This is a genomic window from Paraburkholderia sp. EG287B (genome assembly GCF_040965595.1).
In the GTDB taxonomy this organism is placed as follows: Bacteria; Pseudomonadota; Gammaproteobacteria; order Burkholderiales; family Burkholderiaceae; genus Paraburkholderia.
Genome location: NZ_JBFRCG010000005.1, coordinates 152,232 through 178,462, shown reverse-complemented (window position 1 = coordinate 178,462; position 26,231 = coordinate 152,232). Strand labels below are relative to the sequence as shown.

The following is a 26,231-nucleotide window of genomic DNA, read 5'->3' as shown; positions in this document are numbered from 1 at the left end:
GGAGGTAATGCGAGGGTAAACCAAAAACCGGCAAATTTCCCGGAAAAGCCCATCGCCGTTCCCCCAAAGCAGGCGGAAACGGCGATGTTTTGACTACTCGAGGCGCGGCCGGCGAGGCGCGGCCGGCGAGGCGCGGCCGGCAACGCACGACGCGCCTGGCGCAGAAGCCCGCTTAGCGAACGATCTGCGCGAATTCGCCCGACTTGTACTTTTCGGCGATCTTGTCGAGCGCAACCGGCTTGATCTTGCCGGCCTGGCCTTCCGAGCCGAACGCAAGGAAGCGGTCCACGCACACCTTCTTCGCGGCTTCGCGAGCCGGCTTCAGGTAGTCGCGCGGGTCGAACTTCGACGGGTTTTCATACATATAGCGACGGATCGCGCCCGTGATCGCCAGACGCAGGTCGGTGTCGATGTTGATCTTGCGCACGCCGTGACGGATGCCTTCCTGGATCTCTTCGACCGGCACGCCGTACGTTTCCTTCATGTCGCCGCCGAATTCGCGAATCTCGGCCAGCAGTTCCTGCGGCACCGACGACGAACCGTGCATCACGAGGTGCGTGTTCGGAATGCGCGCGTGGATTTCCTTGATGCGCTGGATCGACAGGATGTCGCCCGTGGGCTTCTTGGAGAACTTGTACGCGCCGTGCGAGGTGCCGATGGCGATGGCCAGCGCGTCGCACTGCGTGAGCTTCACGAAGTCGGCGGCCTGCTCCGGATCCGTCAGGAGCTGCTCGCGCGTCATCGTGCCTTCGGCGCCGTGACCGTCTTCCTTGTCGCCCTTCATCGTTTCCAGCGAACCGAGCACGCCCAGTTCCGCTTCGACCGTGACGCCGATCGAGTGCGCCATTTCGACGACCTTGCGCGAGACTTCGACGTTGTACTCGTACGATGCGACCGTCTTGCCGTCGGCTTCGAGCGAGCCGTCCATCATCACGCTGGTGAAACCGCTGCGGATCGCCGCCATGCAGACCGCCGGCGACTGGCCGTGGTCCTGGTGCATCACGACCGGAATATGCGGATACGACTCGACCGCGGCTTCGATCAGGTGACGCAGGAAGGGCTCGCCCGCGTACTTACGCGCGCCGGCCGATGCCTGCATGATCACCGGCGAACCGACCTGGTTCGCGGCTTCCATGATCGCCTGGACCTGTTCCAGGTTGTTCACGTTGAACGCGGGCAGGCCATAACCGTGTTCAGCCGCGTGGTCGAGCAGTTGACGCATTGATACGAGAGGCATTGTTGCTACTCCTTTGATTTGAAACGAAATGCTTCTGCCGCCGGCTGTCTTGCGCAGCCGGTCGAGGGCGGCCTGGCAGCCGCCGCCCGCGTGACCTGCCGCGGGCTCGATGGCGTGATTTTATCGCGAAGCGCGTCCGTTCCCGGCGCCAGGCACGTAACTGGCATGAAATTGGCGTATCGGAGCGTCAAAAGCGCGAGAAGGTGCAAAAGGAGTTGACAGCCCGCGCGCCGTTTCTCCGGCGTACGGGCTGCAATTGCGGGGAAAAGGCGTCTAAGTGGCACCGATCTGGCGCCGATCTGATACCAGTGTGATACCAGTCGGCGCCCACCGCATTTATTTTCGGGAGTCGCGAAAATAAAGCGAAAAAAATCGTCGCGAGATTACAGCACGTCGCCGACGCGCACGATCTTCAGCGTGTTCGTGCCACCCGGCTGCCCCATCGGCTCGCCCACGGTCAGCACGACCATGTCGCCGCGCGACGCATAGCCCTTGCTCACCACCACCTCGATGGCCTGCTGAAGCGCCGTGTCGCGGTCGCTGCTCGTGTCGAGGTGCAGCGGCGTGACGTTGCGGTAGAGCGACATGGCGCGCTCGCTGCCTGCGCGCGGCGTGAGCGCGAAGATCGGCACGTGGGTCCAGTGGCGCGACATCCAGAGCGCGGTCGAGCCCGACTCCGTGAGCGCGACGATCGCCTTCGCGCCCAGGTGGTAGGCCGTGAACAGCGCGCCCATGGCGATCGACTGGTCGATGCGCGTGAAGGTGCGGTCGAGGAAGTCCTTGTCCAGCTCGGATTGCTCCGACTTCTCCGCTTCCAGACAGATCGCGGCCATGGCCTCGATGGTCTGCACCGGGTACTTGCCCGCCGCCGATTCGGCCGAGAGCATCACCGCGTCCGTGCCGTCGAGCACGGCGTTGGCGACGTCCGAGACCTCGGCGCGTGTGGGCACCGGTGCGTGGATCATCGACTCCATCATCTGCGTGGCCGTGATGACGAGCTTGTTCGAGTCGCGCGCCATGCGGATCATGCGCTTTTGCAGCGCCGGCACGGCGGCATTGCCCACTTCCACGGCCAGGTCGCCGCGCGCGACCATGATGCCGTCCGACGAATCGAGAATTTCCTGCAGCGCCGGAATCGCTTCGGCGCGCTCGATCTTCGCGATCATCTTCGGCTTGATGCCGTACGGCGCGCCCGCGATGTTCGCGAGCTGGCGCGCCATTTCCATGTCGGTGGCGTTCTTCGGGAACGACACGGCGACGAAGTCCGCGCCCAGCGACATCGCCGTGCGGATGTCTTCCATGTCCTTCGCGGTGAGCGCGGGCGCCGTCAGGCCGCCGCCCTGGCGGTTGATGCCCTTGTTGTTCGACAGCTCGCCGCCGACCTTCACGGTCGTGTGGATCTCGCTGCCGATCACGCGCGACACGTCGAGCACGATCAGGCCGTCGTTGAGCAACAGGATGTCGCCCGGCTTCAGGTCGCGCGGCAGGTCCTTGTAGTCGAGACCGACGCGCTCGTCATTGCCGAGCTCGCATTCGGCGTCGAGGATGAACGGATGGCCCGGCTCGAGCGTCGTCTTGCCATTCTCGAATTTGCCGACGCGAATCTTCGGGCCTTGCAGGTCCGCCATGATCGCAACTTCTCGGCCAGCCTGGCGGGCGCAGTCCCGCACCATTTCAGCACGCTGACGGTGATCGTCGGCGGTGCCGTGCGAAAAGTTGAGGCGCACCACGTCCAGTCCTGCGCGGATCATTTTCAGCAGGATGTCCGGCGTGCTGGAAGCCGGACCGATGGTGGCGACAATCTTGGTGGCGCGATGCATGAGTCTCCTCGTCTGGATAGGATCGCTGGGAAAACCGTTGCTGCGAGAAGTGCTGGCCGGCTGAGCCGCGGGTGCGGAGGCGCCGGAACGCGCACCGGGTCTACCCGGCGTCGCTTTCTTGGAGGGCGCCGCGGGGCTCACATGAGCCGCTGCGGCGCTATCTACATGCGTAGTCGTATTCGATGCGGGCGTGGCTGGGCGCCCTGCCGGATTCTGTGCGGCTGTCGATTCAGCAGTCGACTGCGTCGCCGCAATGTCCTTTTCGGCAGCGGCGGCGGGGGTCGCGTCGGCCCCCGCCTTTTCCGTCCCTGCCTGGGGCGCTGCGCGCCCCTTCTGTTTTGCTGCGGCCCCGGCTGCGCTGCGCGACTTCTGTGCGCCTGCACGAGGAAGTTTGCTCATGGCCTTCCCGGCCGGGGCGCGAGGCGCCACTTAACCGGCCGCCCGCGTTTCGAGCACTTCGACCGCCGGCAGCTTCTTGCCTTCGAGGAACTCGAGGAAGGCGCCGCCGCCGGTGGAGATATAGCTGACCTTGTCGGCGATGTTGTACTTCGCGATGGCCGCGAGCGTGTCGCCGCCGCCGGCGATCGAGAACGCGCCCGAACCGGCGATCGCATCCGCGAGCGTCTTCGTGCCGTTGCCGAACTGGTCGAACTCGAACACGCCGACCGGGCCGTTCCACACGATCGTGCCGGCCTGCGCGAGTTGCGCGGCGAGTGCGTTGGCGGTGACGGGACCGATGTCGAGGATCATGTCGTCGTCGGCCACGTCGGCCACGGTCTTCGTCTCGGCCCTGGCCGTCGGCGCGAATTCCTTGGCGGTCACGACGTCGGTCGGGATCGGCACCGAGGCGCCGCGGGCGCGCGCCGCGTCGATGATGGCCTTCGCGTCGTCGATGAGATCGACCTCGGCAAGCGACTTGCCGATCTTCAGGCCTGCCGCGAGCATGAACGTGTTGGCGATGCCGCCGCCCACGATCAGCTGGTCGACCTTCTCGGCCAGCGACTTGAGAATGGTGAGCTTGGTCGAGACCTTCGAGCCGGCGACGATCGCCACCAGCGGGCGCTTCGGCGCGCCGAGGGCCTTGCCGAGCGCGTCGAGTTCGGCGGCGAGCAGCGGACCCGCGCAGGCCGTCGGCGCGTACTTCGCGATGCCGTAGGTCGTGGCTTCGGCGCGGTGGGCGGTGCCGAACGCGTCGTTCACGTAGATATCGCAGAGCTTCGCCATCTTTTGCGAAAGCTCGTCCGAGTTCTTCTTCTCGCCCTTGTTGACGCGGCAGTTTTCGAGCAGCACCACGTTGCCCGGCTCGACGTTCACGCCGTTTTCCACCCAGTTCGCGACCAGCGGCACGTCGCGGCCGAGCAGTTCGGCGAGGCGCTTCGCGACCGGCGCGAGGGAGTCTTCGGGCTTGAATTCGCCTTCGGTCGGGCGGCCCAGGTGCGAGGTGACCATGACGGCCGCGCCGGCCTCGAGTGCGGCCTTGATGGCCGGCACGGAGGCGCGCACGCGGGTGTCTTCGGTGATGTTGCCGTTGTCGTCCTGCGGCACGTTCAGGTCGGCGCGGATGAATACGCGCTTGCCCTTCAATTTGCCTTCGGAGATCAGATCGGAAAGACGCAGAACCTTGTTCATGGGCATGTCATCTTGATGGTGGGAAGGCGGTGGCAAGGCGATGCGGCGCCGCAAGCCATACTCTGGCGCGGCAAGACGTGCGCAGCGTGCGCAGCGGCACGGCGCGGGATCCGGGTTTGAACGCTGTCCCGGATCGCCGTGTCGGCTGCTCGTCGCTGGCACGAGCCGGCATCGAATTGCGAGATCGGTATTTTAGCTGATAGCCAGGACGATCTGAGACGTGTCCAGGCGAATCTCCCGTATTTGGGCAGACGCTGCTCGCCGGGCGGGCGTTCGCGCGATTTGCTGCGTTGCAGCACGCGCGAAACCCGAAAAAAATCGGCGGGAGGCGGTGCGAAACGACCCTAAAATCGCCCGAAAACCCCGCCCCATGCGCCCGCGGGCGCGCTGGCAGGCGTCAAATGACGCTAAAATAATCGTCTTTGCCAATCGCAGCCACGCAGCGCGCGGCGAAACCCCTGTATAAGCCCGATATTTACTGCACTTGTCTGGAGAATCGTATGTCAATGGCCGACCGCGACGGCAAGATCTGGATGGACGGCAAGCTGATTGATTGGCGCGACGCCAACATTCACGTGCTGACCCACACGTTGCACTACGGCATGGGTGTTTTCGAAGGCGTACGCGCCTATCAGACCGCCGACGGCAGCACGGCCATCTTCCGCCTCGCCGAGCACACCAAGCGTCTGCTCAACTCGGCCAAGATCTTCCAGATGGACGTGCCGTTCGACGCAAAGACGCTCGCCGACGCGCAGCTCGAAGTCGTGCGCGCGAACAAGCTCGAGTCGTGCTACATCCGCCCGATCATCTGGGTCGGCTCGGAAAAGCTCGGCGTTTCGGCCAAGGGCAACACCATTCACGTGGCCATCGCCGCATGGCCGTGGGGCGCCTATCTCGGCGAAGACGGCCTTGCCAGGGGCATCCGCGTGAAGACGTCGTCGTTCACGCGCCATCACGTGAACGTGTCGATGGTGCGCGCCAAGGCTTCGGGCTGGTACGTGAACTCGATCCTCGCCAACCAGGAAGCCACCGCCGACGGCTACGACGAAGCGCTCCTGCTCGACGTGGACGGCTATGTCTCGGAAGGCTCGGGCGAGAACTTCTTCCTCGTGAACAACGGCAAGCTGTACACGCCGGACCTCGCGTCGTGCCTCGACGGCATCACGCGCGACACCGTCATCACGCTTGCGCGCGACATGGGTATTCCCGTGATCGAAAAGCGCATCACGCGTGACGAGGTGTACACCTGCGACGAAGCGTTCTTCACGGGCACCGCCGCCGAAGTCACGCCGATCCGCGAGCTCGACAACCGCACCATCGGCAGCGGCTCGCGCGGCCCGGTCACCGAGAAGCTGCAATCGGCCTTCTTCGACGTCGTCTCGGGCAAGAACGACAAGTACGCGCGCTGGCTCGCGAAGGTCTAAGAATTAAAGGTCCGGGCGCGCCAACGCCTGGCCCCCACAGCTACACAGAGAATCGTCCTCATGAGCGAAATTAAGGAAATGCCGCTGGTCGAACTTTCGGCCAAGGATCTGCCCGCTTACTGCCCGAATCCGTCGATGCCGCGCTGGAGCAACCACCCGCGCGTGTTCCTCGACGTGACGCACGGCGAAGCGAAGTGCCCGTACTGCAGCACGCGTTACAAGCTGCGCGCGGGCGAGGTCGTCCACGGCCACTGACGCGTTTCGCCTCATTCGCGGCGCGCCGCCGTGCATGCGGCGGCGCGTCTTACGTCATGCCGCCGCCCGTTCACCGGCGCGCGGCTGTTCGTCATTTTCCCAACCGTGTTTCGCGCGCGGCCCAATACGCCCCCATGCCGGCCAGTGCCGGCCCCGGGCGCGCAAGCCGCACGTGCAACCTTTACCCTCTCCGGACCCTGACTCCCGATGCGCCGCGCGCTGGTAATCGCACCGAACTGGATCGGTGACGCACTGATGGCGCAGCCGCTTTTTTCGCGGCTCGTGAAACTGCACCCGCGCATTCAGATCGATGCGCTCGCGCCAACCTGGGTTGCGCCCGTGCTCGAGCGTATGCCCGAGATCCGCGACGTCTACGCCACCGACCTCGGCCACGGCAAGCTGCAGCTGCTGCGCCGCTGGCAACTGGCGGGCGACTTGCGCGCCGAGCGCTATGACGCCGCCTACGTGCTGCCCAATTCGCTCAAGTCCGCGCTGATCCCGTGGCTCGCCAATATCGGGCTGCGCATCGGCTATACGGGCGAGAACCGCTACGGCCTCTTGAACGTGCGCCACGCGAATCCGCCGAAGGACGAGCGCCCGCCGATGGTCAGGCACTACGCCGCGCTCGCCTACGCGCCCGGCGCGAGCGTGCCCGACGACCTGCCAATGCCGCGCCTCGAGTCGGACCCGAACGAGGCGTCGCGCGTGTCGGCGCGCTTCAATCTCGATACGCGCGTGCCGCTGCTCGTGTTCTGCCCCGGCGCCGAGTACGGCCCCGCCAAGCGCTGGCCGCCCGAGCATTTCGCGGCGCTCGCGAAGATGGTGGGCCAGTCGTTCCCGTACACGCAGATCGTCGCGCTCGGCTCGCCGAAGGACGCCCCGCTCGCCCAGGCCATCGCCGATCGCGCGCCGAACGTGCGCAACCTGTGCGGGCAAACCGCGCTCGGCGAAGCGTGCGCGCTGATCTCGCGCGCGAACGCCGTGGTCACCAACGATTCGGGCCTGATGCACGTGGCCGCCGCGCTGCGCCGGCCGCTCGTCGCGCTGTACGGTTCGACGGATCCGCGCCACACGCCGCCCTTGTCCGAGCTTGCAAAGGTACAATGGCTCCATCTCGAATGCAGTCCGTGCTTTGCGCGCGAGTGTCCGCTCGGGCATCTGAACTGCCTGCGCGAACTGAGCCCGGAGCAGGTTTTCGGCGATCTGCGCGGCATGCTGCTCGGGCAGCGATAAGCAACAGGCATCGCCGACAGCGTGGGGCGGCTATGTGCCGCCCGCCACGCTGAAAACATCGCGCACACAAATGGATGTGCGCCACGCAACGGACGCCATGCGCGTTGCGCGCGCCCAATAGAGGCATCGGAGGCCCGGGAGAGACCAAAGCGCCGCATCGGAGCACGTCACAGGCCTGTCTCGCGAAAGCGGCATGCTCGCGGCAAACGCGCGGCATGTAGCGACAGCCGCGCAGCGACGCAACCGATCAATCGCCAACCCGCGCCCAGGCAGACGCCACCGAGCGCACAAGACCAACGAGCCATGCCACGTTTTGCCCACATCTTCGAAGCCGCCGCGGACACCCTCAACGCGTACTACCAGGCCGTCGCGGAAGTCAACATCGACAGCTTGATGGGTCTGTGGATCGATGAAGAGTTCGTGAGCTGCATCACGGCGGAAGGCGCGCATCTGCACGGCCTGCCGAGCATCCGCGCGGGCCTCGCCGCGCAGCTCGAAGCGGCGCCGGTGTCGATCGAGCCGCTCGACATCCGCGTGTACGACAGCCTCGGCACCGTGGTCTATGCGATCGTGGAAGCGCACCGCCCGGTCGATCCCAGCGCGATTCCCACCATGGTCTTCACGACCTACGTGATGGTTCACGAGCGCGGCGAGTGGCGCATTGCGCACATTCACGCGAGCCGCATGCCCGACGACGCAGCTACCCAGTTCTCGGCCAGATTGCGCCACGGCCAGGGCGCGCTGCACTGACATAAGGGCGCAAAGCAGGGGGCAGTGATGAGTACGACCGACGACACCCGCAGGCCCGGCGAGGCAGCCCGCGTCGCGGCCGCGCTCGAAGCCCAGACTGCCCTGCTCGGCCCCCACTACGACAACGACTACCGCGCGCCGTTCTGGCTGCCCGGTGCGCACATCCAGACCATCGTGCCGGCGCTGTTCTCGCGCCTGCCCGCGCCCGCCTACCGGCGCGAGCGCTGGGACACGCCCGATGGCGACTTCATCGAAGTGGACTGGCTGGACGGCAAGCGTGCCGGTGCGGATTCACACAATGCCCCGCTGTTCGTCCTGTTCCACGGCCTGGAAGGCGGCTCGAGCTCCCACTACGCGCGCGCGCTCGCTGCCGCTGCGCAGGCGCGCGGCTGGCATGCGGCGATCCCCCACTTTCGCAGCTGCAGCGGTCCGCTGAACCTGCTGCCGCGCTTCTACCATCTCGCCGATTCCGCCGAAGTCGACTGGGTGCTGCGCCGCTTCGCCGCCCGCCACGCAGGCCCGCTCGTGGTCGCGGGCGTGTCGCTCGGCGGTAACGTGCTGCTGCACTGGCTCGCCCAGCGTCGCGAAGACGCCGCGATCGTCGCCGCGGCCGCCGCGATCTCCACGCCGCTCGATGTGCATGCAGGCAGCGAGATGCTGACGCAGGGCTTCGGCATGATCTACACGCGCAGCTTCCTGAAGACGCTGAAGGTGAAGGCGCTCCAGAAACTCGAGCAGTACCCCGGCCTGTTCGACGCGCAAGCCGTGCTCGCCAGCCGGACGATGTACGAATTCGACAATGTTGTGACCGCGCCGCTGCACGGTTTTCGCGACACCCACGACTACTACACCCAGGCGACGATCCGCCCGAAGCTCGGCGAAATCGCCGTCCCCACGCTCATTCTGAATGCGCGCAACGATCCGTTCCTGCCTGGCCGCGCGCTGCCCGCTCGCCACGAAGTGAGCGCCGCGGTCGAGCTCGATCAGCCCGCGCACGGCGGCCACGTCGGTTTCATGACCGGACCGTTCCCCGGCCGCAGCGACTGGCTTTCGCAGCGCGTGTTCACTTATCTCTCGCCTTTCATCTCTCATGGATGACATCGTCAAACAGGCGCTCGCGCGCTGGCCCAACGTCCCGCATTGCACGGGCTGGCTGCTGCTCGACGCACGCGGCAACTGGCGCATGCGCGACGAGGCCGCCCAGGCGCAGAACGCCCCCGGCACGGCGATCCGCCACGAAGCGCTGCTCGGCTTCATCAACCGCAATTACGAGCACGACGAACAGGGCCAGTGGTACTTCCAGAACGGGCCGCAGCGCGTGTACATCGAGCTCGAATACACGCCGTGGATCGTGCGCCTCGCCGCGGGTCATGACAGCGGCGACGACGCGTTGACGCTCACCGATCAGGGCGGTCAGGCGTTCGAGCCCGTGGCCGTCTACCTCGACGAAGCCGGCAGCGTGATCTTCGCCGACGCGGGCACGCCGCCGCGCGCGGCGCTGCTGCACGACCACGACCTCGATCTCTTCACCGACCACGCGACGCTCGCGGACGACGCCCACAGCGGTACGTTCCACTGGCGCGCCGGCACCGCGCTGCCGCTGCAGCCGGTGAAGCGCGCCGAGGTGAGCGCGCGCTTTGCCTTCGTGACGAGCCCGGCGCGCGCCGAGCGCGACGCGCAGGCCGCGCAGCAAGGCGCGAGCAGCACGCCGCCGGCCTCCGCGGACTGAGCGCCGCCTCAGCCGCGGCCCTCGTCCTTCTCGTCCTGGCGCTCCTGCTGGTAGCGCGCCTCGAAGTCGTGCAGACGCGCTTCGATCGTCGACAGGTCGTAGTAGCCCACCGATTTCATGTCGCGCGCCTCCTTGAGCTGACGGATGGCCGAGGGCCAGGCGCCGTCGAGCGCCAGCTTCTCCGCCATCGCCCGATGCTGGGTGAGCGCGTCGCCGAGTCCGGCGCTCGCCTGCGCCAGATAGAGCCACCATGCGTCCTGCTGCGGTTCGGCCTCGGTTTCGCTGCGCGCGAGCGTCTGCGCCTCCTTGAAGCGCCGCGCCGCGATCAGCGCCTGCAGCAGCGCATCGGTGGCCGCGTGTGACCCTGGCCACGCCTGGTGCGCGGCCAGGGCCTGCCGCACGGCGTCGTCGGTGCGGCCCGCGCGGCGCGCGATGTCCGCGGCGAGCACGTCGAGGCTCGGCGAGTTGCGCGTCTTGCTGCCATCTGCCGCCTCGAACTGCGCGAACGCCGCGCGAGAGTTCGCTAGCGACGCCGTGGCGTCGTCGTAGCGCTCCAGCAGCATCTGCGCGTAGGCAATGCCATACCAGTTCGCGGCGACGTTGAGCGCCGTGCGGTCCTCGAGCTCCGAGCGCAAGCGCGAAACCTCGTCGATGTACTCGTTGCGCGTGCGGTCCTGAAGCACCCGCACGCGTGCGCGCACGAAACCGTACTCGGGCGCCTGGCGCGGCTGCCGGTAAGCGGCGCGGCGCGCGCGGTCCTGCATGTCGGCGATGCGCTCGCCGGTGAGCGGGTGCGTGCGCGCGTAGGCCGGCACGCCCGTGTCTTCCATCGAATCGCGCTCGAGCCGCTCGAAAAACGCCACCATGCCCCACGGGTCGTAGCCCGCCCCCGTAAGCAGCTGGAAGCCCACGCGATCGGCCTCGTGCTCCGCAGCGCGCGAGAAACGCAACTGGCTGTCCACGGCATACGCCTGGCTGCCGAGCGCAATCCCGGCGCCGAGATCGCCGCTATGCGCGAGCACGCCCGCGAGAATGCCGAACAGCACGCCGGCCAGCGCGGCCAGGCCCGTGCGCTCGCTCTGCGAAAGCATGCGTGCGATGTGCCGCTGCAAGACGTGGCCCATTTCGTGACCGAGCACGGAGGCGAGCTCGGACTCCGTTTGCGTGACGACGATGAGCCCCGAATTCACGCCGATGAAGCCGCCCGGCAGCGAGAACGCGTTGATCTGGCCGTCGCGGATCGCGAACAGCTCGAAGTCGGGCCGATAGCCGCCGATGAACTGCGCGCTAGCGGCCGCGGCGAGGCGCGCGGCGACCGAATTGAGGTAGTCGCGCACGAGCCAGTCGCCGATATAGTCGGGGTCGCGGCGAATCTCGCGCATCACACGCTCGCCGATACGGCGCTCGGCCTGCGGCGTGAGCGCGCCGCCCGAGCCGTCGCCGAGGTCGGGCAGTTGCGGCACCCAGGCGGGGGCGCGCACGCTGGTATTGCCGCTCGAAGACGAGGACGCTGCGCCGGCCTGGCTCTGGGAAGAAAAGCGGCTCTGCGCACCGCCGTAAGTGCCGAACACGCCCTGCGCGATCGAGGCGGGGACGACGGGGTCCGCCGCGTCGTCGAACGGACCGCTGACGAGTGCGGGCGCCGCATTGGCTGCATTCGGTGCCGGGCCGGAGGGGGCCGGTGCGGGCTGCGTGGCGGTCGGCGGGGCCACGCCGAGCTTGAGCACGGCGGCATTCGACGCCTGCGCGTTCGCTTGCGGCGAAACCGCGAGCGACGCGCACAACCATGCAGCAAGCAGCCGTTTCAGACGCATTGATGACAGGATCGGGGAATGCGGAAAACTGGCCCGGCGGCGCGCCCGGTAAGGACCGCCCGCGCTCGCTTGCGCCAACCGATCGATTGTAGCCCGCCTTACAACTCTTGCGGCACGGCAAGACGCGTAGAAAGCGCGGCGTGCCGGACTGTTAAGATAGGTACCCCTCAAGGAAGAACCCACCATGCCTGAACTCACGCATTTCGATGCAGCCGGCGACGCCCATATGGTCGATGTCGGCGGCAAGGCAGAGACGAAGCGCATTGCGCTCGCGAGCGGCACGATCCGCATGTTGCCGGAAACCTTCGCGCTGATCCGCGACGGCCACGCGAAAAAAGGCGATGTGATCGGCGTTGCGCGCATCGCCGCGATCCAGGGGGCGAAGCGCACGTCAGATCTGATTCCGCTGTGCCATCCGCTCGCGATCACGCGCGTGAAAGTGGACTTCGCGCTCGACGAAGCGCTGCCCGGGGTTCACTGCACGGCGCAGGTGGAAACGCTCGGCCGCACGGGCGTGGAGATGGAAGCGCTGACCGCCGTGCAGGTCGGACTGCTGACCGTCTACGACATGTGCAAGGCCGTGGACCGCGGCATGACGATCACCGATGTGCGCGTGCTGGAAAAGCACGGCGGGAAGTCGGGGGATTGGGTCGCGGAGCGCTGACGCCATGACGCTCGACGAACTGCTCGCGCAGGTTCTGGCCTTCCGCGACGAGCGCGACTGGAAGCAGTTTCACACGTTGCGCAACCTGATCGTCTCCACCAGTATCGAGGCAGGCGAGCTGCTGGAAACGGTCCAGTGGAAGACCGATGCGCAGATCGACGCACAGCTCGCCGATCCCGCGCAACTCACGCATCTCAGGCACGAATGCGCGGATGTGTTCATCTACCTCTTGCTGGTCGCGCATACCGCCGGGATCGATCTGGTCGATGCGGCAGCGGAAAAGCTCGAGCTGAACGCGCAGCGCTATCCCGTGGAGAAGGCAAAAGGCAGCGCCGCGAAATACTCCGAGCTTTGAGGCTCATTCGTCCGAATCGTCCTCGTCGTCCTGTTCGACCGACTTCGCCGGCATCCCGTATTTCTTGACGAGTTGCGCCTTGAAGTCGGCGAGCGTGGGCTGCTCGTCGAGCAGGCCATAGAGCGAAGCGAGTTGCGTCTGCCAGTCGTGCAGCTCCGTGGCGAAGATGCGCAGGCGCTCCACCGTATCGAATGCGCCCGCCGTATCGCCGTCCAGCGCCTGCAAGACCGCGTAGCGGCGCAGCACCGTCTCGCCGGGCAGCAGCGCGATGGCGCGCTGATGCGCGTAGAGCTTGCTCGGCAGGCTCGCGGCGTTCAGCGGCAACAGCGTGGCCATGCCGTAGTCGCCCCACGCGCCGAACAGGCGCGAAGGATCGTCGCCGTAGTCGCGCGCCGGGTGCTGTCCGTAATACAGCACCTCGGCGCGGTTGTAGTCGCGCAGCACCGGGTACAGCGCCGCGACGCCGCCGAACACGACCACCGCATACACGCCGAGCGAGACGCGCGACGGCACGACTCGCAGCGGCTTCGTCTCCAGCAGACCGAACACGAACATCGCCGGCAGCAGGAAGAACATGTACTGCTGCGGATATTCGACGAGCGCATGCATGACGAGCACGCCGATCAGCATGTAGCCGAACACGCGCTCGGCGGTGTGCGGCGCGCGCAGCCCGCGCACGAACCACGCAATGAGCCCGATCACGACGATGGCAAGACCGACGAGGCCGGTCTTCGCGAGCAGGTCGAGGAAGATGTCGTGCGCGTTGTTGGCGATCTCGACGCCGCCAAGCGAGCGCGCCAGCTCGAACTGGTGCACCGGGAAATCGCCCCAGCCGACGCCCAGCACCGGATGCGACTTGAACATCGTCCAGCCGTAGCGCCACAGTGCGAGGCGCGGCGCGATCTGGCTGGCGTCCTTCATGCGCTCGGCGGCCGACTGCGCAAGGTCGAGGCCGTAGTGGACGTTGGCCCAGCGCACGAACGCATTCATGCCGAAGAAAATCAGCACGAGCACGACCGGGATGACCCAGGCGCGCACGCCGCCGGCCTTGCGGCCCGAGCCCGCTGCCGATCCGAGGCCTTGCGCACCCGCACCACGTCCCTCGTCGGCTTCGCTGCGGCAGCCCGCGAGCGCGATCCACAGACCCGCGACGAAAATCACGCCCATCTGCAGCCACGGCCCGCGCGACACGGTGAGCGCGAGACCGCCCGAATAGATCGCGGTCAACACGCCCCAGAGCAGGATGTTCAGACGCCGCGTGAGCACGAGGTACATCGCACCCGCCATCGCGAAGGCGATATAGGTGGCCAGGTGATTGGCCTGCGCCATGTTGCCGAACGGCCGGCGCTCGACGGTAATGTTGTACGCCACCACGAGCGGCGTGACCTTCGTCTCCAGGTGAAAGAGCTGGATCACCTGGGTGAACACGGCGAAGAGGCCGCCGAACTGCAGCGCGAACGCCCCCCACACGAGTGCGGACTGCATGAGGCGCGCGCGCGTGATGGTGTAGCCGGCGTGCGTCGCGAGGAACGCGGCGAGCAGATAACCGGCGCCGAGCCAGTTCATCGAAGGCTCGGCGAGCGGCAGCGCGAAGGTCTGCACGATCAGCACCAGACCAAAGAAAAACGGCACGAGCGCGACCGTGGGCGACGCGAAGCCCTCGCCCGTGCGCGCCGGACGAACGAGCAGCAACGCGGCGGCGCCCATCAGCACATAAAGTGTCAGTGCAACGAATTCCGCGTAGAAAGTCGGAATCGGATAGGTGTGGTTGACGACCGCATAGGGCAGCGTCAACGCGAGGGCCAGCAAGACGAACGTAAGGTAACGCGCAAAATTGGAAGGCATGGTTGGGCGGGGGCGTTCAGCAACGGGGCACTATACAAAACTTTTCCCCCGCTGTGCGGTTGCGGCCGGTTGGCTCGCATCGGCGTGCGCTGCGCGAATGCGCTCGAAGGCGCTCACCGTTGCCCCCGCACCTGTGCGCAAACCTTATGCGCGGCACTCCGGCGGCGCGAGATTGCCCGCCAGCGTGGCGGCGTCCGCCGGCGACGGGCCCGTGCCGGGCGCGCCCAGCGACGAAGCCGTCTTGCCGGCAGCGAAGCACTCCCACGTGAGCGTGCCGCCCTGCACGCCGCCCTGCGCGAGCGCGACACGCGCGGTGGGCTGATCGGCGTTGTCGGGCACCGAAGGCACGAGCACGATGGTGTTGCTGCCCACCGGCGCCACACGCGAGGTGAAAGCAACCGTGATCTGGCCGGTCGTATCGTCGATATGCAGCGACTGCACGTTGCGGGTGGCGGGCGGCACCGTGTAGCCCGCGCCGAAGGCGTTGCCGCTCGCGGCGTTCTCCGCCACGGCAAGGCGTGCGGAAGACGCGAGCGAAAGGCCCTCGCCCACGCGGCTGCGGGCGAGGTAATCCTGGTACGCGGGAATGGCGTAGGCGGCGATCACACCGACGATCGCGAGCACGATCATCAGTTCGATCAGTGTGAAGCCGCGCGCGGTCCAGCGCGCGGCAACGCCAGCGAGACGCGACAGTCTGGCTGCAAAACACGCGCAGCCGTTGCGCGGCGGCGGGCTCATGGGAAGGGCGGATACGGTCATCGTCAGGGCTCCTGAAACAAGAAACGCCTGCTCACAGTCGTGAACAGGCGTCTTGATCGTATCGGCGGCCCGCTTTGCGCAGCAGTCGGCCGGATGGCCCAGGCGCTATGGCACAGCCCTGCGCGCTCAGTGCGACTGCGGCCCCTGCGCCTGGCTGCGCCGCGCGTTGCGGCGCCTGAGCCACGACCCGAGCGCGACGACGAACACGGCCCCCGCCGCGCTCATGCCGTATTCGGCCGCGGGCGTATCGAGCAGCGGCCAGCGGTCGCCGGCGGGGTCGTTGATGATGAGCCCGCCCGCGATCCAGCCGAGCAGCGCCGCGCCGAGCGTCACGATCACCGGGTAGCGGTCGAGCAGCTTGAGCACGAGCTGACTGCCCCACACGATGAGCGGAATGCTCACCATCAGCCCGAAGATCACGAGCGCGATGCGATGGCGCGGATCGGCCGCTTCGGCAGCGCCCGCAATCGCGACCACGTTGTCGAGGCTCATCACCGCATCGGCGACGATGATCGTCTTGATTGCGCCCATCAGCTGCTCGGCAGGCTTCACGTTGGCGTGCTCGAGTTGACTGGGCGCGAGCAGCCGAACGCCGATCCACAGCAACAGCAGGCCGCCTGTGAACTTGAGGAACGGCACGTTGAGCAGCACCACGGCGAACGCGATCAGCACCACGCGCAGCGCGATCGCGCCGGCGGTGCCCCACAGGATGCCGCGCATGCGCTGCTGCGCAGGCAGATCGCGGCAGGCGAGCGCGATCACCACGGCGTTGTCGCCGCCGAGCAGGATGTCGATGACGATGATCTGGATGACAGCGCCCCAATGGAGCGTCGCGAAAAACTCGAGCATGGAGACGAAGACTCAGCCGTGACTCAGGATGGGCGGCTCAAGCGGCGAGCCAAATAAAAAAGCGAGGAGGCCATGACTGGCTCCCTCGCTTTTGTTCGGAAACCTCGTGAAAGGATTCCGCAAGCATATCAAAAAACGCCGGCCGCCCGCGCATACATGATGCACGAGTGGCGGCGCATTTCGAATTTACAGCATCGCCTTCAGCAGACGACCCATTTCCGACGGGTTGCGCGTCACCTTGATGCCGCACGCGTCCATGATTTCCAGCTTCGCGTCGGCCGTATCCGCACCGCCCGAGATCAGCGCGCCGGCGTGGCCCATGCGCTTGCCCGGAGGCGCCGTGACGCCCGCGATGAAGCCAACCACCGGCTTCTTCATGTTGTCCTTGATCCACTCGGCGGCGTTCGCTTCGTCCGGACCGCCGATTTCGCCGATCATGATCACGGCGTCCGTATCCGGATCGTCGTTGAACATCTTCATGACGTCGATGTGCTTCAGACCGTTGATCGGGTCGCCGCCGATACCGACTGCCGACGACTGGCCGAGGCCGATCGCGGTCAGCTGGGCAACCGCCTCATACGTCAGCGTGCCCGAACGCGACACGACGCCGATGCGGCCCTTGCGGTGGATGTGACCCGGCATGATGCCGATCTTCAGCTCGTCCGGCGTGATCGTGCCGGGGCAGTTCGGGCCGAGGAGCAGCGTCTTGCGGCCTTCGCGGCGCATACGGTCCTTGACTTCGATCATGTCGCGGACGGGAATGCCTTCCGTGATACAGATCGCGAGATCGAGGTCGGCCTCGACGGCTTCCCAGATCGCAGCGGCAGCGCCTGCCGGCGGCACGTAGATGACCGAAACGGTCGCGCCGGTGGCGTCCTTTGCTTCACGCACGTTCGCGTAGATAGGAATGCCTTCGAAATCTTCGCCGGCCTTCTTCGGGTTCACGCCAGCGACGAACGCTTCGCGGCCGTTTGCGTACTCACGGCACGCGCGGGTATGGAACTGACCGGTCTTGCCGGTAATGCCCTGCGTGATGACCTTGGTGTCTTTGTTGATCAGAATCGACATGTATTGACCTCTTTTCGTTTGGCGTCGCGCGTCGCGTCATCCGCGCCTTGCGTTGCGGATTTCGCGCCGGCACGCCGCCATTCGTGTCCGGTGAAAATTACTTGCCTTCGGCAGCCGCGACGACCTTCTGCGCGGCTTCTTCCATGCTGTCTGCCGAGATGATCGGCAGGCCCGATTCGGCCAGCATCTTCTTGCCGAGGTCCTCGTTCGTGCCCTTCATGCGCACGACGAGCGGCACGTTCAGGTTCACGGCCTTCGAACCAGCGATCACGCCTTCTGCGATCACGTCGCAGCGCATGATGCCGCCGAAGATGTTCACGAGGATCGCCTTCAGGCCCGGGTTCTTGAGCATGAGCTTGAACGCTTCGGTGACCTTCTCGGTCGTGGCGCCACCGCCCACGTCGAGGAAGTTGGCCGGCTCGCCGCCGAACAGCTTGATGGTGTCCATCGTCGCCATGGCGAGGCCTGCGCCGTTCACGAGACAGCCGATGTTGCCGTCGAGCGAGATGTACGCGAGGTCGAACTTCGAGGCTTCGATTTCGGCCGGATCTTCTTCGTCCAGGTCGCGGTAAGCGACGATTTCCGGATGACGGGACAGCGCGTTGGAGTCGAAGTTGAACTTCGCGTCGAGCGCGATGACCTTGCCGTCGCCGGAGACGTTCAGCGGGTTGATTTCAGCCAGCGAAGCGTCGGTTTCCCAGAATGCCTTGTACAGGCCTTGCAGGATGGCGCGGGCTTGCGGAATCGAAGCAGCCGGCACGCCGATCTTCGCGGCGAGGTCGTCGGCCTGGGCGTCGAGCAGACCCGTCGACGGCTCGACGATGACCTTGTGGATCAGTTCCGGGTGCTTTTCGGCGACTTCTTCGATGTCCATGCCGCCTTCGCTCGAACCCATCAGAACGATCTTTTGCGACACGCGATCAACGACGAGGCTGACATACAGTTCCTGCTTGATGTCGGCGCCTTCTTCGATCAGCAGACGGTTGACCTTCTGGCCTTCCGGACCGGTCTGGTGCGTGACGAGCTGCATGCCGAGGATCTGGTTCGCGTATTCGCGGACTTGCTCGATCGTCTTGGCCACCTTCACGCCACCGCCCTTGCCGCGGCCGCCAGCGTGGATCTGCGCCTTGACGACCCAAACCGGACCGCCCAGCTCTTGAGCGGCCTTGACCGCGTCATCCACCGAAAACACCGGGATGCCGCGCGGGACCGCGACTCCGAATTTCCGCAGGATTTCCTTACCCTGGTACTCGTGAATCTTCATGCGTGATTCCTTCAGTCTGAGAGTTGGAGTGAACTTCGATTCCGCTGTTGTTATTCATGCGAGACGGCGTCGGCCCTGCCCTCTTGGCCCGGGCTCCGGCTGTCGCGCACGCTGGGGGTTTCCGCGCCGCGTGCGATTGAACGCGGCACATGGCCATACCAGCGCGGATAAAACTGCTTCACCGCCTCCCCGTCGAACCGCAGCGCATGGCAGCGGCCAAGCTGGAAGGGCGGCTTTTCACCGGCGGCCTCATTGCCTCCGGCGGTCTTGCCGAGTTCCGGTCCGGGCGCTTCGCCCGGCGAGCCATTCGATGTGTCCCACACTGCCCCGACGAACGCCTGGATCGCAGCGGTCGGCAAAACGCCCAACATTTCTGTGAGGTGTGTGCAGCCGACCGTGCCGGCGAGGAGCCGGCCCGCTTCACGGCGGAAATTGTCGAGGAGATTGAGCCCGATAAGGGCCCGATAGGCGGGATTGGCGTTCTGGCACTGACCGTCGTAAGGCACCCAGTCGGACGACGCTTCGGCGTCGACGACGTTGAGCTTGCGATCGATCGTAATGCGCAGCCAGAGTTCATGGATCGGCAGACCATTGGGCCGGACACCGGCGGCGAGCGGCACGTCGCGTGGCTTGTGGTCGGTCAGGCACGCGTCGATGTCCCACAGGCCGTCTTCGCGCTCATAGGCAACCGCCCGGATGGCGCGCTGATGGCGCAACTGGCGGGGCACGGGCGGAGAAAGCGGCATGCTAAAGGTAAGACCGGATTGGAAAACCTCGTGATTTTAACATACCGGGTATTTGAGACAGCCGCGAACACACAGGCCGGGCGGGGACTTGCCTGCGTGGATTTTTCGAGACGGCCGGCTCAGTTGTCGGACCAGTCTTCGTCGATTCCCTTGAGGATCTTGCCGATGATCGACATCGAGAAGCCGCGCGCCGCGAGAAAGCGCGCCTGACGCGCGCGCTCGGCAGGCGTCTCTGGCAACTGGCCGTACTTCTTCTGCCAGACCGTGCGGGCACGCACGAGCTCGGTCTCGCGCAGTTGCGAGCTCACCTCTTCGATGAGCGCTTCGCCCACCGCATGGCGCTTGAGTTCGCTGACGATACGCCCCGCCCCCACGCGCGACGCGCGCCGGTGCACGACGCTTTCGGCAAAGCGCGCGTCGGAGAGCCAGCCCTCGCGTTCGAGCGAGTCGAGCAGCACTTCGAGTGCGTCGGCGTCCTCGGTGTACGGCATGAGCTTGCGCGAGAGCTCGGCGCGGCTGTATTCGCGGCGCGATAGATAGCCGAGCGCGCGGCCCTTGAGGGAGCGCTCGGGGCGCTGCTTCGCCGTGGACGACTTTTCGCGCTCGCTGGCGCGTGCGGCGCGGCTGGCCGAGCTGCGCTCGTATTGGTCGCCTTGCGGTGCGCTGGATTCGCGCGCCGTTTCGAGAGGCGCGCGACGCGATCGCTTGAATGTTGGTTCGGACAGCGGCTCTGGCGGCAGGTTTGCCGCCGCTTCATCCGCCCCGTCGAAGAAAGCCTCGAACGGGACTTCGAAGACCGCGCCGCCATCGTCGCTGAGATCGGTGGGCGAGGAAAACGCGGCGCCAGAATGCGCAAAGCCGCGATCGCCCGGCTGGGCGTCGCGGCTCAAATGGCTTGAGCGGCTCGTGCGCGAGTCGGCAGGCTTGTCGGCGGAGCGCCGCTCGGCGCCCCTGTCCGCAGGCGAACCCGCTCGCGGGTTAGCCTGCTCGCCGGAAGGCGAGGACGTGGGTGACCCGCCCTTGCGCATCAACTTGCCTTATCTACGAGAGCCTGGTGGACTTACTCTTCGTCAGCGACTTCGACTTCGCCGGAATCCTTGACGCCGTCCGGCATCGTGCTCACGCCAAGCGATTCGCGGATGCGGTTTTCGATCTCGCGAGCAATGTCCGCGTTCTCGCGCAGGAATTCGCGTGCGTTGTCCTTGCCCTGGCCAATGCGCTCGCCGTTGTAGCTGTACCACGCACCCGCCTTGTCGACGATCTTGGCCTGCACGCCGAGGTCGACGATTTCGCCCTGACGCGAGATGCCCTCGCCGTAGAGAATGTCGAACACGGCTTCGCGGAACGGTGGCGAGACCTTGTTCTTCACGACCTTCACACGCGTTTCGCTGCCGATCACTTCGTCGTTCTTCTTGATCGAACCGATGCGGCGAATGTCCAGACGCACCGACGAGTAGAACTTGAGCGCGTTGCCGCCCGTGGTGGTTTCCGGGTTGCCGAACATCACACCGATCTTCATGCGGATCTGGTTGATGAAGATCACCATGCAGTTCGTCTTCTTGATCGTGCCGGTGAGCTTGCGCAGCGCCTGCGACATCAGACGCGCCTGCAGACCCGGCAGCGAGTCGCCCATTTCGCCTTCGATTTCGGCCTTCGGCACGAGCGCCGCGACCGAGTCGATCACGATCATGTCGATCGAGCCCGAGCGCACCAGCGCGTCGGTGATTTCGAGCGCCTGCTCACCCGTGTCCGGCTGCGAGATGAGCAGTTCGGGCACGTTCACGCCGAGCTTGGCGGCGTATTGCACGTCGAGCGCGTGTTCCGCGTCGATGAACGCCGCCGTGCCGCCGAGCTTTTGCATTTCGGCGATCACCTGCAGCGTGAGCGTGGTCTTGCCCGACGATTCCGGACCGTAGATCTCGACCACCCGGCCGCGCGGCAGACCGCCCACGCCGAGTGCGATGTCGAGGCCGAGCGAACCGGTGGAGACTACCTGGATGTCCTCGACCGCTTCGCCGTCGCCGAGTCGCATGATCGACCCTTTGCCGAACTGCTTTTCGATCTGCGCGAGCGCGGCGGCCAGCGCCTTGCTCTTTTCAGCAGTCAGCCCAGCCGAGCCTTTCTTGCTATCTTCCATGAATCGTCCTTTGCTATGATGAACGGCGTCTCGTGACCTTGCGCACGCCTCATTCGGGCTAATGCACACGAACGCAGACACTGTATAAAAAAACAGTGGTTTTGGCAAGCCTTTCTGGCGATCCAGAACCGCGAATTTCGGGAGACCGCCGCGCGTCGCCTGGCCGCGCCTTCAAGGACGCGGCGCGGCGCGGGTGTTACGAGCCTGACTACGAGGTCAAAACGCCTCGAAGGCGACGCTGGCGCAACATGCGAATCCTCATTGCCGAAGACGACAGCATACTCGCGGACGGGCTCGTGAGATCACTCCGCCAATCAGGCTATGCCGTTGATCACGTGCGTAGCGGCGTGGATGCCGATACCGCCTTGTCGATGCAGTCGTTCGACCTCCTGATCCTCGATCTGGGCCTGCCGAAAATGCCGGGCCTCGAGGTGCTGCGCCGTTTGCGCGCGCGCAATTCCAACCTGCCCGTGCTGATCCTCACCGCCGCCGACAGCGTGGACGAGCGCGTCAAAGGCCTCGACCTCGGTGCCGACGACTACATGGCCAAGCCCTTCGCGCTCAACGAGCTCGAAGCGCGCGTGCGTGCGCTCACGCGGCGCGGTGCGGGCGGCGGCCCGACCGTCGTGCGGCATGGCGCGCTGGCGTTCGACCAGGTGGGGCGCATTGCGCGCATCAACGACCAGGTGCTCGACCTTTCCGCGCGCGAACTGGGCGTGCTCGAAGTGCTGCTGCAGCGGCTCGGGCGGCTCGTTTCGAAGGAGCAGCTCGTCGACCACCTGTGCGAATGGGGCGAGGAAGTCAGCAACAACGCCATCGAAGTCTACGTGCACCGGCTGCGCAAGAAAATCGAAGCGGGCGGCGTGCGCATCGTGACCGTGCGCGGGCTCGGCTACTGCCTCGAAAAGGAGGCGAAGGACACGCAGGCCGGCGCAAGCCAGACACCCGCCGGCACGCCCGACGCCGCGCCGGCGATGCCCGCCAGCCACTACTTCAAGTAGGCGGGATCGACGATGGCCGGGCGTCCTCCCATCGCGCGCGCCGTGCCGCCCAAGGGCGCCGCAGGCGTGGCCGGTTCGGCCGGCGACAGCGCCCCGGGCGCGACCGCATTCGCGGCCGATGCCCTCGACGACGACGCGCGCGACGCCCGCTACGCCAATCCGTTCGCCCCGCCCGACGAAGCCGAAGCCGCCGCCGAGGCGCGCCCGCGCTCGCTCTTCGGCGAGATTCTCGACTGGATGCTCGCGCCGCTGCTGCTGCTCTGGCCGATGAGCATCGCGGTCACGTATCTCGTGGCGAAGTCGATCGCCAATGGCCCCTTCGACCGCGCGCTCGAGACCGACGCCTATGTGCTCGCGCGCCAGATCCAGCCGGTGAACGGCGTGGCCGAGCTGACGCTGCCCGCCTCCACGCGCGACTTCCTGCGCGCCGATAACGTCGACAGCGTGTTCTATCAGGTGCTCGGCAGCCGCGGCGAGCTGATCGGCGGCGATCGCGACATGCCGCTGCCGCACGACGACGACCGCCCGCCGCCGGGCCTCGTCGAGTTCCGCGACGACACGCTGCATGGCATCGACATCCGCGTCGCCTACACGACGGTGGAGCCGAAGCATCCCGGCGCCGACGACCGGCAAGGTCAACCCGTGCTCGTGCAGGTCGCGGAAACGCTCGACAAGCGCCGCCAGCTCGCCAACGACATCATCAAGGGCGTGATCCTGCCGCAGTTCGTGATCTTGCCGCTCGCGATCCTGCTCGTGTGGTTCGGCCTCTCGCGCGGCCTCGCGCCCCTGCACGCGCTGCAGTCGAACATCCGCATGCGTCGGCCCGACGATCTATCCCCGCTCGAAGCGCGCCGCGCGCCGCCCGAAATCGAGCCGCTCGTCACCTCGTTCAACGACCTGCTCACGCGGCTCGAACAGAACATGGAGCTGCAAAAGCGCTTCATCGCCGACGCCGCGCATCAGATGAAAACGCCGCTCGCGGGCCTGCGCACCCAGGCCGAGCTCGCGCTGCGCCAGAACGCGCCCGCCGAAGTGCACCGCTCGCTCGAGCAGATCGCGACGAGCTCCGAGCACGCCGCGCGGCTCGTCACGCAGCTGCTCGCGCTCGCGCGCGCGGAAAACCGCATGTCCGGACAGGTCTTCACGCCCGTGGACGTGGCCGACGTGGCACGCCACGCCGTGCGCGACTGGGTGCAGCCGGCGCTCGCCAAACAGATGGACCTCGGCTACGAAGGCCCCGAAACGGCCTGCGACAGCGAGGAAGACGATGGCGAAGCGGCGGCGCGCATCGAAGTGGACGGCAACCCGGTGATGCTGCGCGAGATGCTCTCGAACCTCATCGACAACGCGATCCGCTATACGCCCGCGGGCGGACGCATCACCGTGCGCGTGCGGCCCGAGCCCGCGGCGGGCGCGGTCCATCTCGAGGTGGAAGACACCGGCATGGGCATTCCGTCCGCCGAGCGCGAGCGCGTGCTCGAGCGCTTCTACCGCATTCTCGGGCGCGACGGCGAAGGCAGCGGGCTCGGGCTCGCGATCGTGCGCGAGATCGCCACGATGCACGGCGGCACGCTCGCCATCGAGGATCACGTCTATCAAGACGCGCCGCGCCTCGCCGGCACGCTCGTGCGCGTGACGCTGCGGCTGCGCGCGCACGCCTGAGCGGCATCGACGGCGCTTTCACGGCGAAATCACTGCGAAACTGACAGATCGCGTCAGAAACCGGGATGGGACTTACCCTTATCCGATCCGCGGCACGGGAATCAAAGAGCGAACTTTAGAAGATGTTCAAATCGACATGCGCGATTTTGCCTGCGTATTCGCGAACATAACCGATTAAACCCCACTCCGATACGTCACTCGGAAACCCACACGCGCGTCAGAAGCCCGTAAGTTTCCATTCCAATAATGCTCCGCAGGACCGCGGGTCTACGAATCGCCTGCCCGACGGACCACACGCATATCAATACTGGAGACATCTATGGCAACCGTTGGCGGACAAGTCTCGCACGCGCCGATGACCAGCGACGAAAAACGCGTGATCTTCGCGTCGTCGCTCGGCACCGTGTTCGAGTGGTACGACTTTTACCTGGCCGGATCGCTCGCGGCCTTCATCAGCAAGAGCTTCTTTTCCGGCGTCAATCCCACGGCCGGCTTCATCTTCACGCTGCTCGGCTTCGCCGCCGGCTTTGCCGTGCGTCCGTTCGGCGCGATCGTGTTCGGGCGCCTCGGCGACCTCGTGGGCCGCAAGCACACGTTCCTCGTCACGATCGTCATCATGGGTATCTCGACCTTCGTGGTCGGTTTCCTGCCCGGCTACGCGTCGATCGGCATTGCCTCGCCGGTGATCTTCATCGGCATGCGTCTGCTGCAGGGTCTCGCGCTCGGCGGCGAGTACGGCGGCGCCGCGACCTACGTCGCGGAACACGCGCCGCCCGGACGCCGCGGCTTCTACACCTCGTGGATCCAGACGACCGCCACGCTCGGCCTGTTCCTCTCGCTGCTCGTGATCCTCGGCGTGCGCACGTTCGTTGGCGAGGAACAGTTCGCCGCGTGGGCCTGGCGCATTCCGTTCATCGCCTCGATCCTGCTGCTCGCCGTTTCGGTATGGATCCGTCTGCAGCTCGACGAATCGCCGGCGTTCAAGCGCATCAAGGCGGAAGGCAAGGTCTCGAAGGCGCCGATCAAGGAAGCGTTCGGCCAGTGGAAGAACCTCAAGGTCGTGCTGCTCGCCCTCTTCGGCCTCACGGCCGGCCAGGCCGTGGTCTGGTACACGGGCCAGTTCTACGCGCTGTTCTTCCTCACGCAAACGCTCAAGGTCGACGGCTCGAGCGCCAACATCCTGATCGCGCTGGCGCTGTTGATCGGCACGCCGTGCTTCCTGTTCTTCGGCGCGCTGTCGGACAAGATCGGCCGCAAGCCCATCATCATGGCTGGCTGCCTGATCGCGGCGCTCACCTACTTCCCGATCTTCAAGGCAATCACGCACTATGCGAACCCGGCGCTCGAAGCCGCCACGCAGCGCGCGCCGATCGTCGTGATCGCGGATCCGGCCGAATGCTCGTTCCAGTTCAACCCGGTCGGCACCTCGAAGTTCACGAGCTCGTGCGACATCGCCAAGAGCGCGCTTTCGAAGGCCGGCCTGAACTACGACAACGTGGCCGCCCCGGCAGGCACGCGCGCGCAGATCAAGGTGGGCGACACGACCATCGACACGTTCGACGGGCGGGCGCCTGGCGCCAAGGAAGCCGGCGCGCTGTTCGAGAAGACGCTCGCGGCCACACTGAAAGCGGCGGGCTATCCGCTCAAGGCCGACCCCGCGCAGCTCAACTGGCCGATGACGGTGGTGATGCTCACGATCCTCGTGATCTTCGTGACCATGGTGTACGGGCCGATCGCGGCGATGCTGGTGGAGATGTTCCCGACCCGCATCCGCTACACCTCGATGTCGCTGCCCTATCACATCGGCAACGGCTGGTTCGGCGGCTTCCTGCCGGCAACGGCGTTCGCGATCGTGGCGGCGCGCGGCGATATCTACTCGGGCCTCTGGTATCCGATCATCATCGCACTGGGCACCTTCGTGATCGGCATGCTGTTCGTGAAGGAAACCAAGGACTCGGATATTTACGCGCAGGATTGAGGCTGTGAGCGG

General features: G+C 66.2%; 23 protein-coding genes. 11 read left to right on the top strand and 12 right to left on the bottom strand.

What is annotated here, in order from left to right:
- Nucleotides 1–172: 172 nt before the first annotated feature.
- The 3 genes from fba to AB4Y40_RS10365 form a co-directional block, all read right to left on the bottom strand.
- Nucleotides 173–1,237, bottom strand: coding sequence for a class II fructose-bisphosphate aldolase (gene fba, locus AB4Y40_RS10375; protein WP_133182807.1), 1,065 nt, complete (start codon nt 1,235–1,237; stop codon nt 173–175).
- 383 nt (nt 1,238–1,620) lie between these two features.
- Nucleotides 1,621–3,057 (bottom strand): pyruvate kinase, encoded by a 1,437-nt coding sequence (pyk, locus tag AB4Y40_RS10370; RefSeq protein WP_368687592.1) that lies wholly within the window; start codon nt 3,055–3,057, stop codon nt 1,621–1,623.
- A 429-nt stretch (nt 3,058–3,486) separates the two neighbouring features.
- The gene (locus AB4Y40_RS10365) at nt 3,487–4,686 is read right to left on the bottom strand and encodes a phosphoglycerate kinase (protein WP_368687591.1); all 1,200 of its coding nucleotides are present in this window, start codon (nt 4,684–4,686) and stop codon (nt 3,487–3,489) included.
- A gap of 500 nt (nt 4,687–5,186) precedes the next feature.
- Here AB4Y40_RS10365 and AB4Y40_RS10360 point away from each other — a divergent pair, with 500 nt between their 5' ends.
- The 6 genes from AB4Y40_RS10360 (at nt 5,187) to AB4Y40_RS10335 (ending at nt 10,077) form a co-directional block, all read left to right on the top strand.
- On the top strand, nt 5,187–6,110 hold the full coding sequence (locus AB4Y40_RS10360; RefSeq protein ID WP_368687590.1) for a branched-chain amino acid transaminase: 924 nt from the start codon (nt 5,187–5,189) through the stop codon (nt 6,108–6,110).
- 60 nt (nt 6,111–6,170) lie between these two features.
- Nucleotides 6,171–6,365, top strand: coding sequence for a zinc-finger domain-containing protein (locus AB4Y40_RS10355; RefSeq protein WP_028205950.1), 195 nt, complete (start codon nt 6,171–6,173; stop codon nt 6,363–6,365).
- A gap of 207 nt (nt 6,366–6,572) precedes the next feature.
- On the top strand, nt 6,573–7,598 hold the full coding sequence (gene waaF / locus AB4Y40_RS10350; RefSeq protein ID WP_201695308.1) for a lipopolysaccharide heptosyltransferase II: 1,026 nt from the start codon (nt 6,573–6,575) through the stop codon (nt 7,596–7,598).
- Between the two features lie 303 nt (nt 7,599–7,901).
- The gene (locus tag AB4Y40_RS10345) at nt 7,902–8,348 is read left to right on the top strand and encodes a nuclear transport factor 2 family protein (protein ID WP_069262853.1); all 447 of its coding nucleotides are present in this window, start codon (nt 7,902–7,904) and stop codon (nt 8,346–8,348) included.
- A 27-nt stretch (nt 8,349–8,375) separates the two neighbouring features.
- Entirely contained in the window at nt 8,376–9,446 is a 1,071-nt protein-coding gene (locus AB4Y40_RS10340; protein WP_368687589.1) for a YheT family hydrolase, read from the top strand.
- Nucleotides 9,439–10,077 carry a DUF2946 family protein gene (locus AB4Y40_RS10335; protein ID WP_368687588.1) on the top strand — a complete coding sequence of 213 codons (639 nt, stop codon included), beginning with the start codon at nt 9,439–9,441 and terminating at the stop codon, nt 10,075–10,077. The genes AB4Y40_RS10340 and AB4Y40_RS10335 overlap by 8 nt, the downstream gene beginning before the upstream one ends.
- An 8-nt stretch (nt 10,078–10,085) precedes the next feature.
- Here the strand turns inward: AB4Y40_RS10335 and AB4Y40_RS10330 are convergent, their stop codons facing one another.
- On the bottom strand, nt 10,086–11,891 hold the full coding sequence (locus AB4Y40_RS10330) for a M48 family metalloprotease (protein ID WP_368687587.1): 1,806 nt from the start codon (nt 11,889–11,891) through the stop codon (nt 10,086–10,088).
- Between the two features lie 184 nt (nt 11,892–12,075).
- Between AB4Y40_RS10330 and moaC the strand changes: the two genes are divergently transcribed.
- Nucleotides 12,076–12,555, top strand: a complete 480-nt coding sequence (gene moaC, locus AB4Y40_RS10325) for a cyclic pyranopterin monophosphate synthase MoaC (protein WP_042266308.1) — start codon at nt 12,076–12,078, stop codon at nt 12,553–12,555.
- A 4-nt stretch (nt 12,556–12,559) separates the two neighbouring features.
- Nucleotides 12,560–12,910 carry a nucleotide pyrophosphohydrolase gene (locus tag AB4Y40_RS10320; RefSeq protein WP_368687586.1) on the top strand — a complete coding sequence of 117 codons (351 nt, stop codon included), beginning with the start codon at nt 12,560–12,562 and terminating at the stop codon, nt 12,908–12,910.
- A gap of 3 nt (nt 12,911–12,913) precedes the next feature.
- Here AB4Y40_RS10320 and AB4Y40_RS10315 read toward each other — a convergent pair whose 3' ends face one another.
- The 8 genes from AB4Y40_RS10315 to recA form a co-directional block, all read right to left on the bottom strand.
- Complete coding sequence (locus AB4Y40_RS10315; RefSeq protein ID WP_368687585.1) at nt 12,914–14,755, bottom strand: PglL family O-oligosaccharyltransferase; 1,842 nt, start codon at nt 14,753–14,755, stop codon at nt 12,914–12,916.
- Nucleotides 14,756–14,899: 144 nt separating this feature from the next.
- Entirely contained in the window at nt 14,900–15,514 is a 615-nt protein-coding gene (locus tag AB4Y40_RS10310; protein ID WP_368687584.1) for a pilin, read from the bottom strand.
- Between the two features lie 126 nt (nt 15,515–15,640).
- Nucleotides 15,641–16,363 carry a TerC family protein gene (locus AB4Y40_RS10305; protein ID WP_368687583.1) on the bottom strand — a complete coding sequence of 241 codons (723 nt, stop codon included), beginning with the start codon at nt 16,361–16,363 and terminating at the stop codon, nt 15,641–15,643.
- A 186-nt stretch (nt 16,364–16,549) separates the two neighbouring features.
- Nucleotides 16,550–17,431 (bottom strand): succinate--CoA ligase subunit alpha, encoded by an 882-nt coding sequence (sucD, locus tag AB4Y40_RS10300; RefSeq protein WP_069262862.1) that lies wholly within the window; start codon nt 17,429–17,431, stop codon nt 16,550–16,552.
- A gap of 97 nt (nt 17,432–17,528) precedes the next feature.
- Nucleotides 17,529–18,695 (bottom strand): ADP-forming succinate--CoA ligase subunit beta, encoded by a 1,167-nt coding sequence (gene sucC / locus AB4Y40_RS10295; RefSeq protein WP_321930262.1) that lies wholly within the window; start codon nt 18,693–18,695, stop codon nt 17,529–17,531.
- Between the two features lie 50 nt (nt 18,696–18,745).
- A complete protein-coding gene (locus AB4Y40_RS10290; RefSeq protein ID WP_324160523.1) occupies nt 18,746–19,441 on the bottom strand; it encodes a DUF2889 domain-containing protein in 696 nt (231 codons plus the stop codon).
- Between the two features lie 119 nt (nt 19,442–19,560).
- The gene (gene recX, locus AB4Y40_RS10285) at nt 19,561–20,469 is read right to left on the bottom strand and encodes a recombination regulator RecX (RefSeq protein ID WP_368687582.1); all 909 of its coding nucleotides are present in this window, start codon (nt 20,467–20,469) and stop codon (nt 19,561–19,563) included.
- Between the two features lie 32 nt (nt 20,470–20,501).
- Nucleotides 20,502–21,578: a recombinase RecA gene (gene recA / locus AB4Y40_RS10280; protein ID WP_069262865.1), complete on the bottom strand. Its 1,077-nt coding sequence runs from the start codon at nt 21,576–21,578 to the stop codon at nt 20,502–20,504.
- A 248-nt stretch (nt 21,579–21,826) separates the two neighbouring features.
- On the opposite strand from recA, the gene AB4Y40_RS10275 reads away from it, so the two are divergent.
- The 3 genes from AB4Y40_RS10275 (at nt 21,827) to AB4Y40_RS10265 (ending at nt 26,219) form a co-directional block, all read left to right on the top strand.
- Nucleotides 21,827–22,579: a response regulator transcription factor gene (locus AB4Y40_RS10275; protein ID WP_342921200.1), complete on the top strand. Its 753-nt coding sequence runs from the start codon at nt 21,827–21,829 to the stop codon at nt 22,577–22,579.
- Between the two features lie 12 nt (nt 22,580–22,591).
- Entirely contained in the window at nt 22,592–24,241 is a 1,650-nt protein-coding gene (locus AB4Y40_RS10270) for a sensor histidine kinase N-terminal domain-containing protein (protein ID WP_368687581.1), read from the top strand.
- A gap of 319 nt (nt 24,242–24,560) precedes the next feature.
- Nucleotides 24,561–26,219: an MFS transporter gene (locus tag AB4Y40_RS10265; protein WP_368687580.1), complete on the top strand. Its 1,659-nt coding sequence runs from the start codon at nt 24,561–24,563 to the stop codon at nt 26,217–26,219.
- The last annotated feature ends 12 nt before the right edge of the window (nt 26,220–26,231 follow it).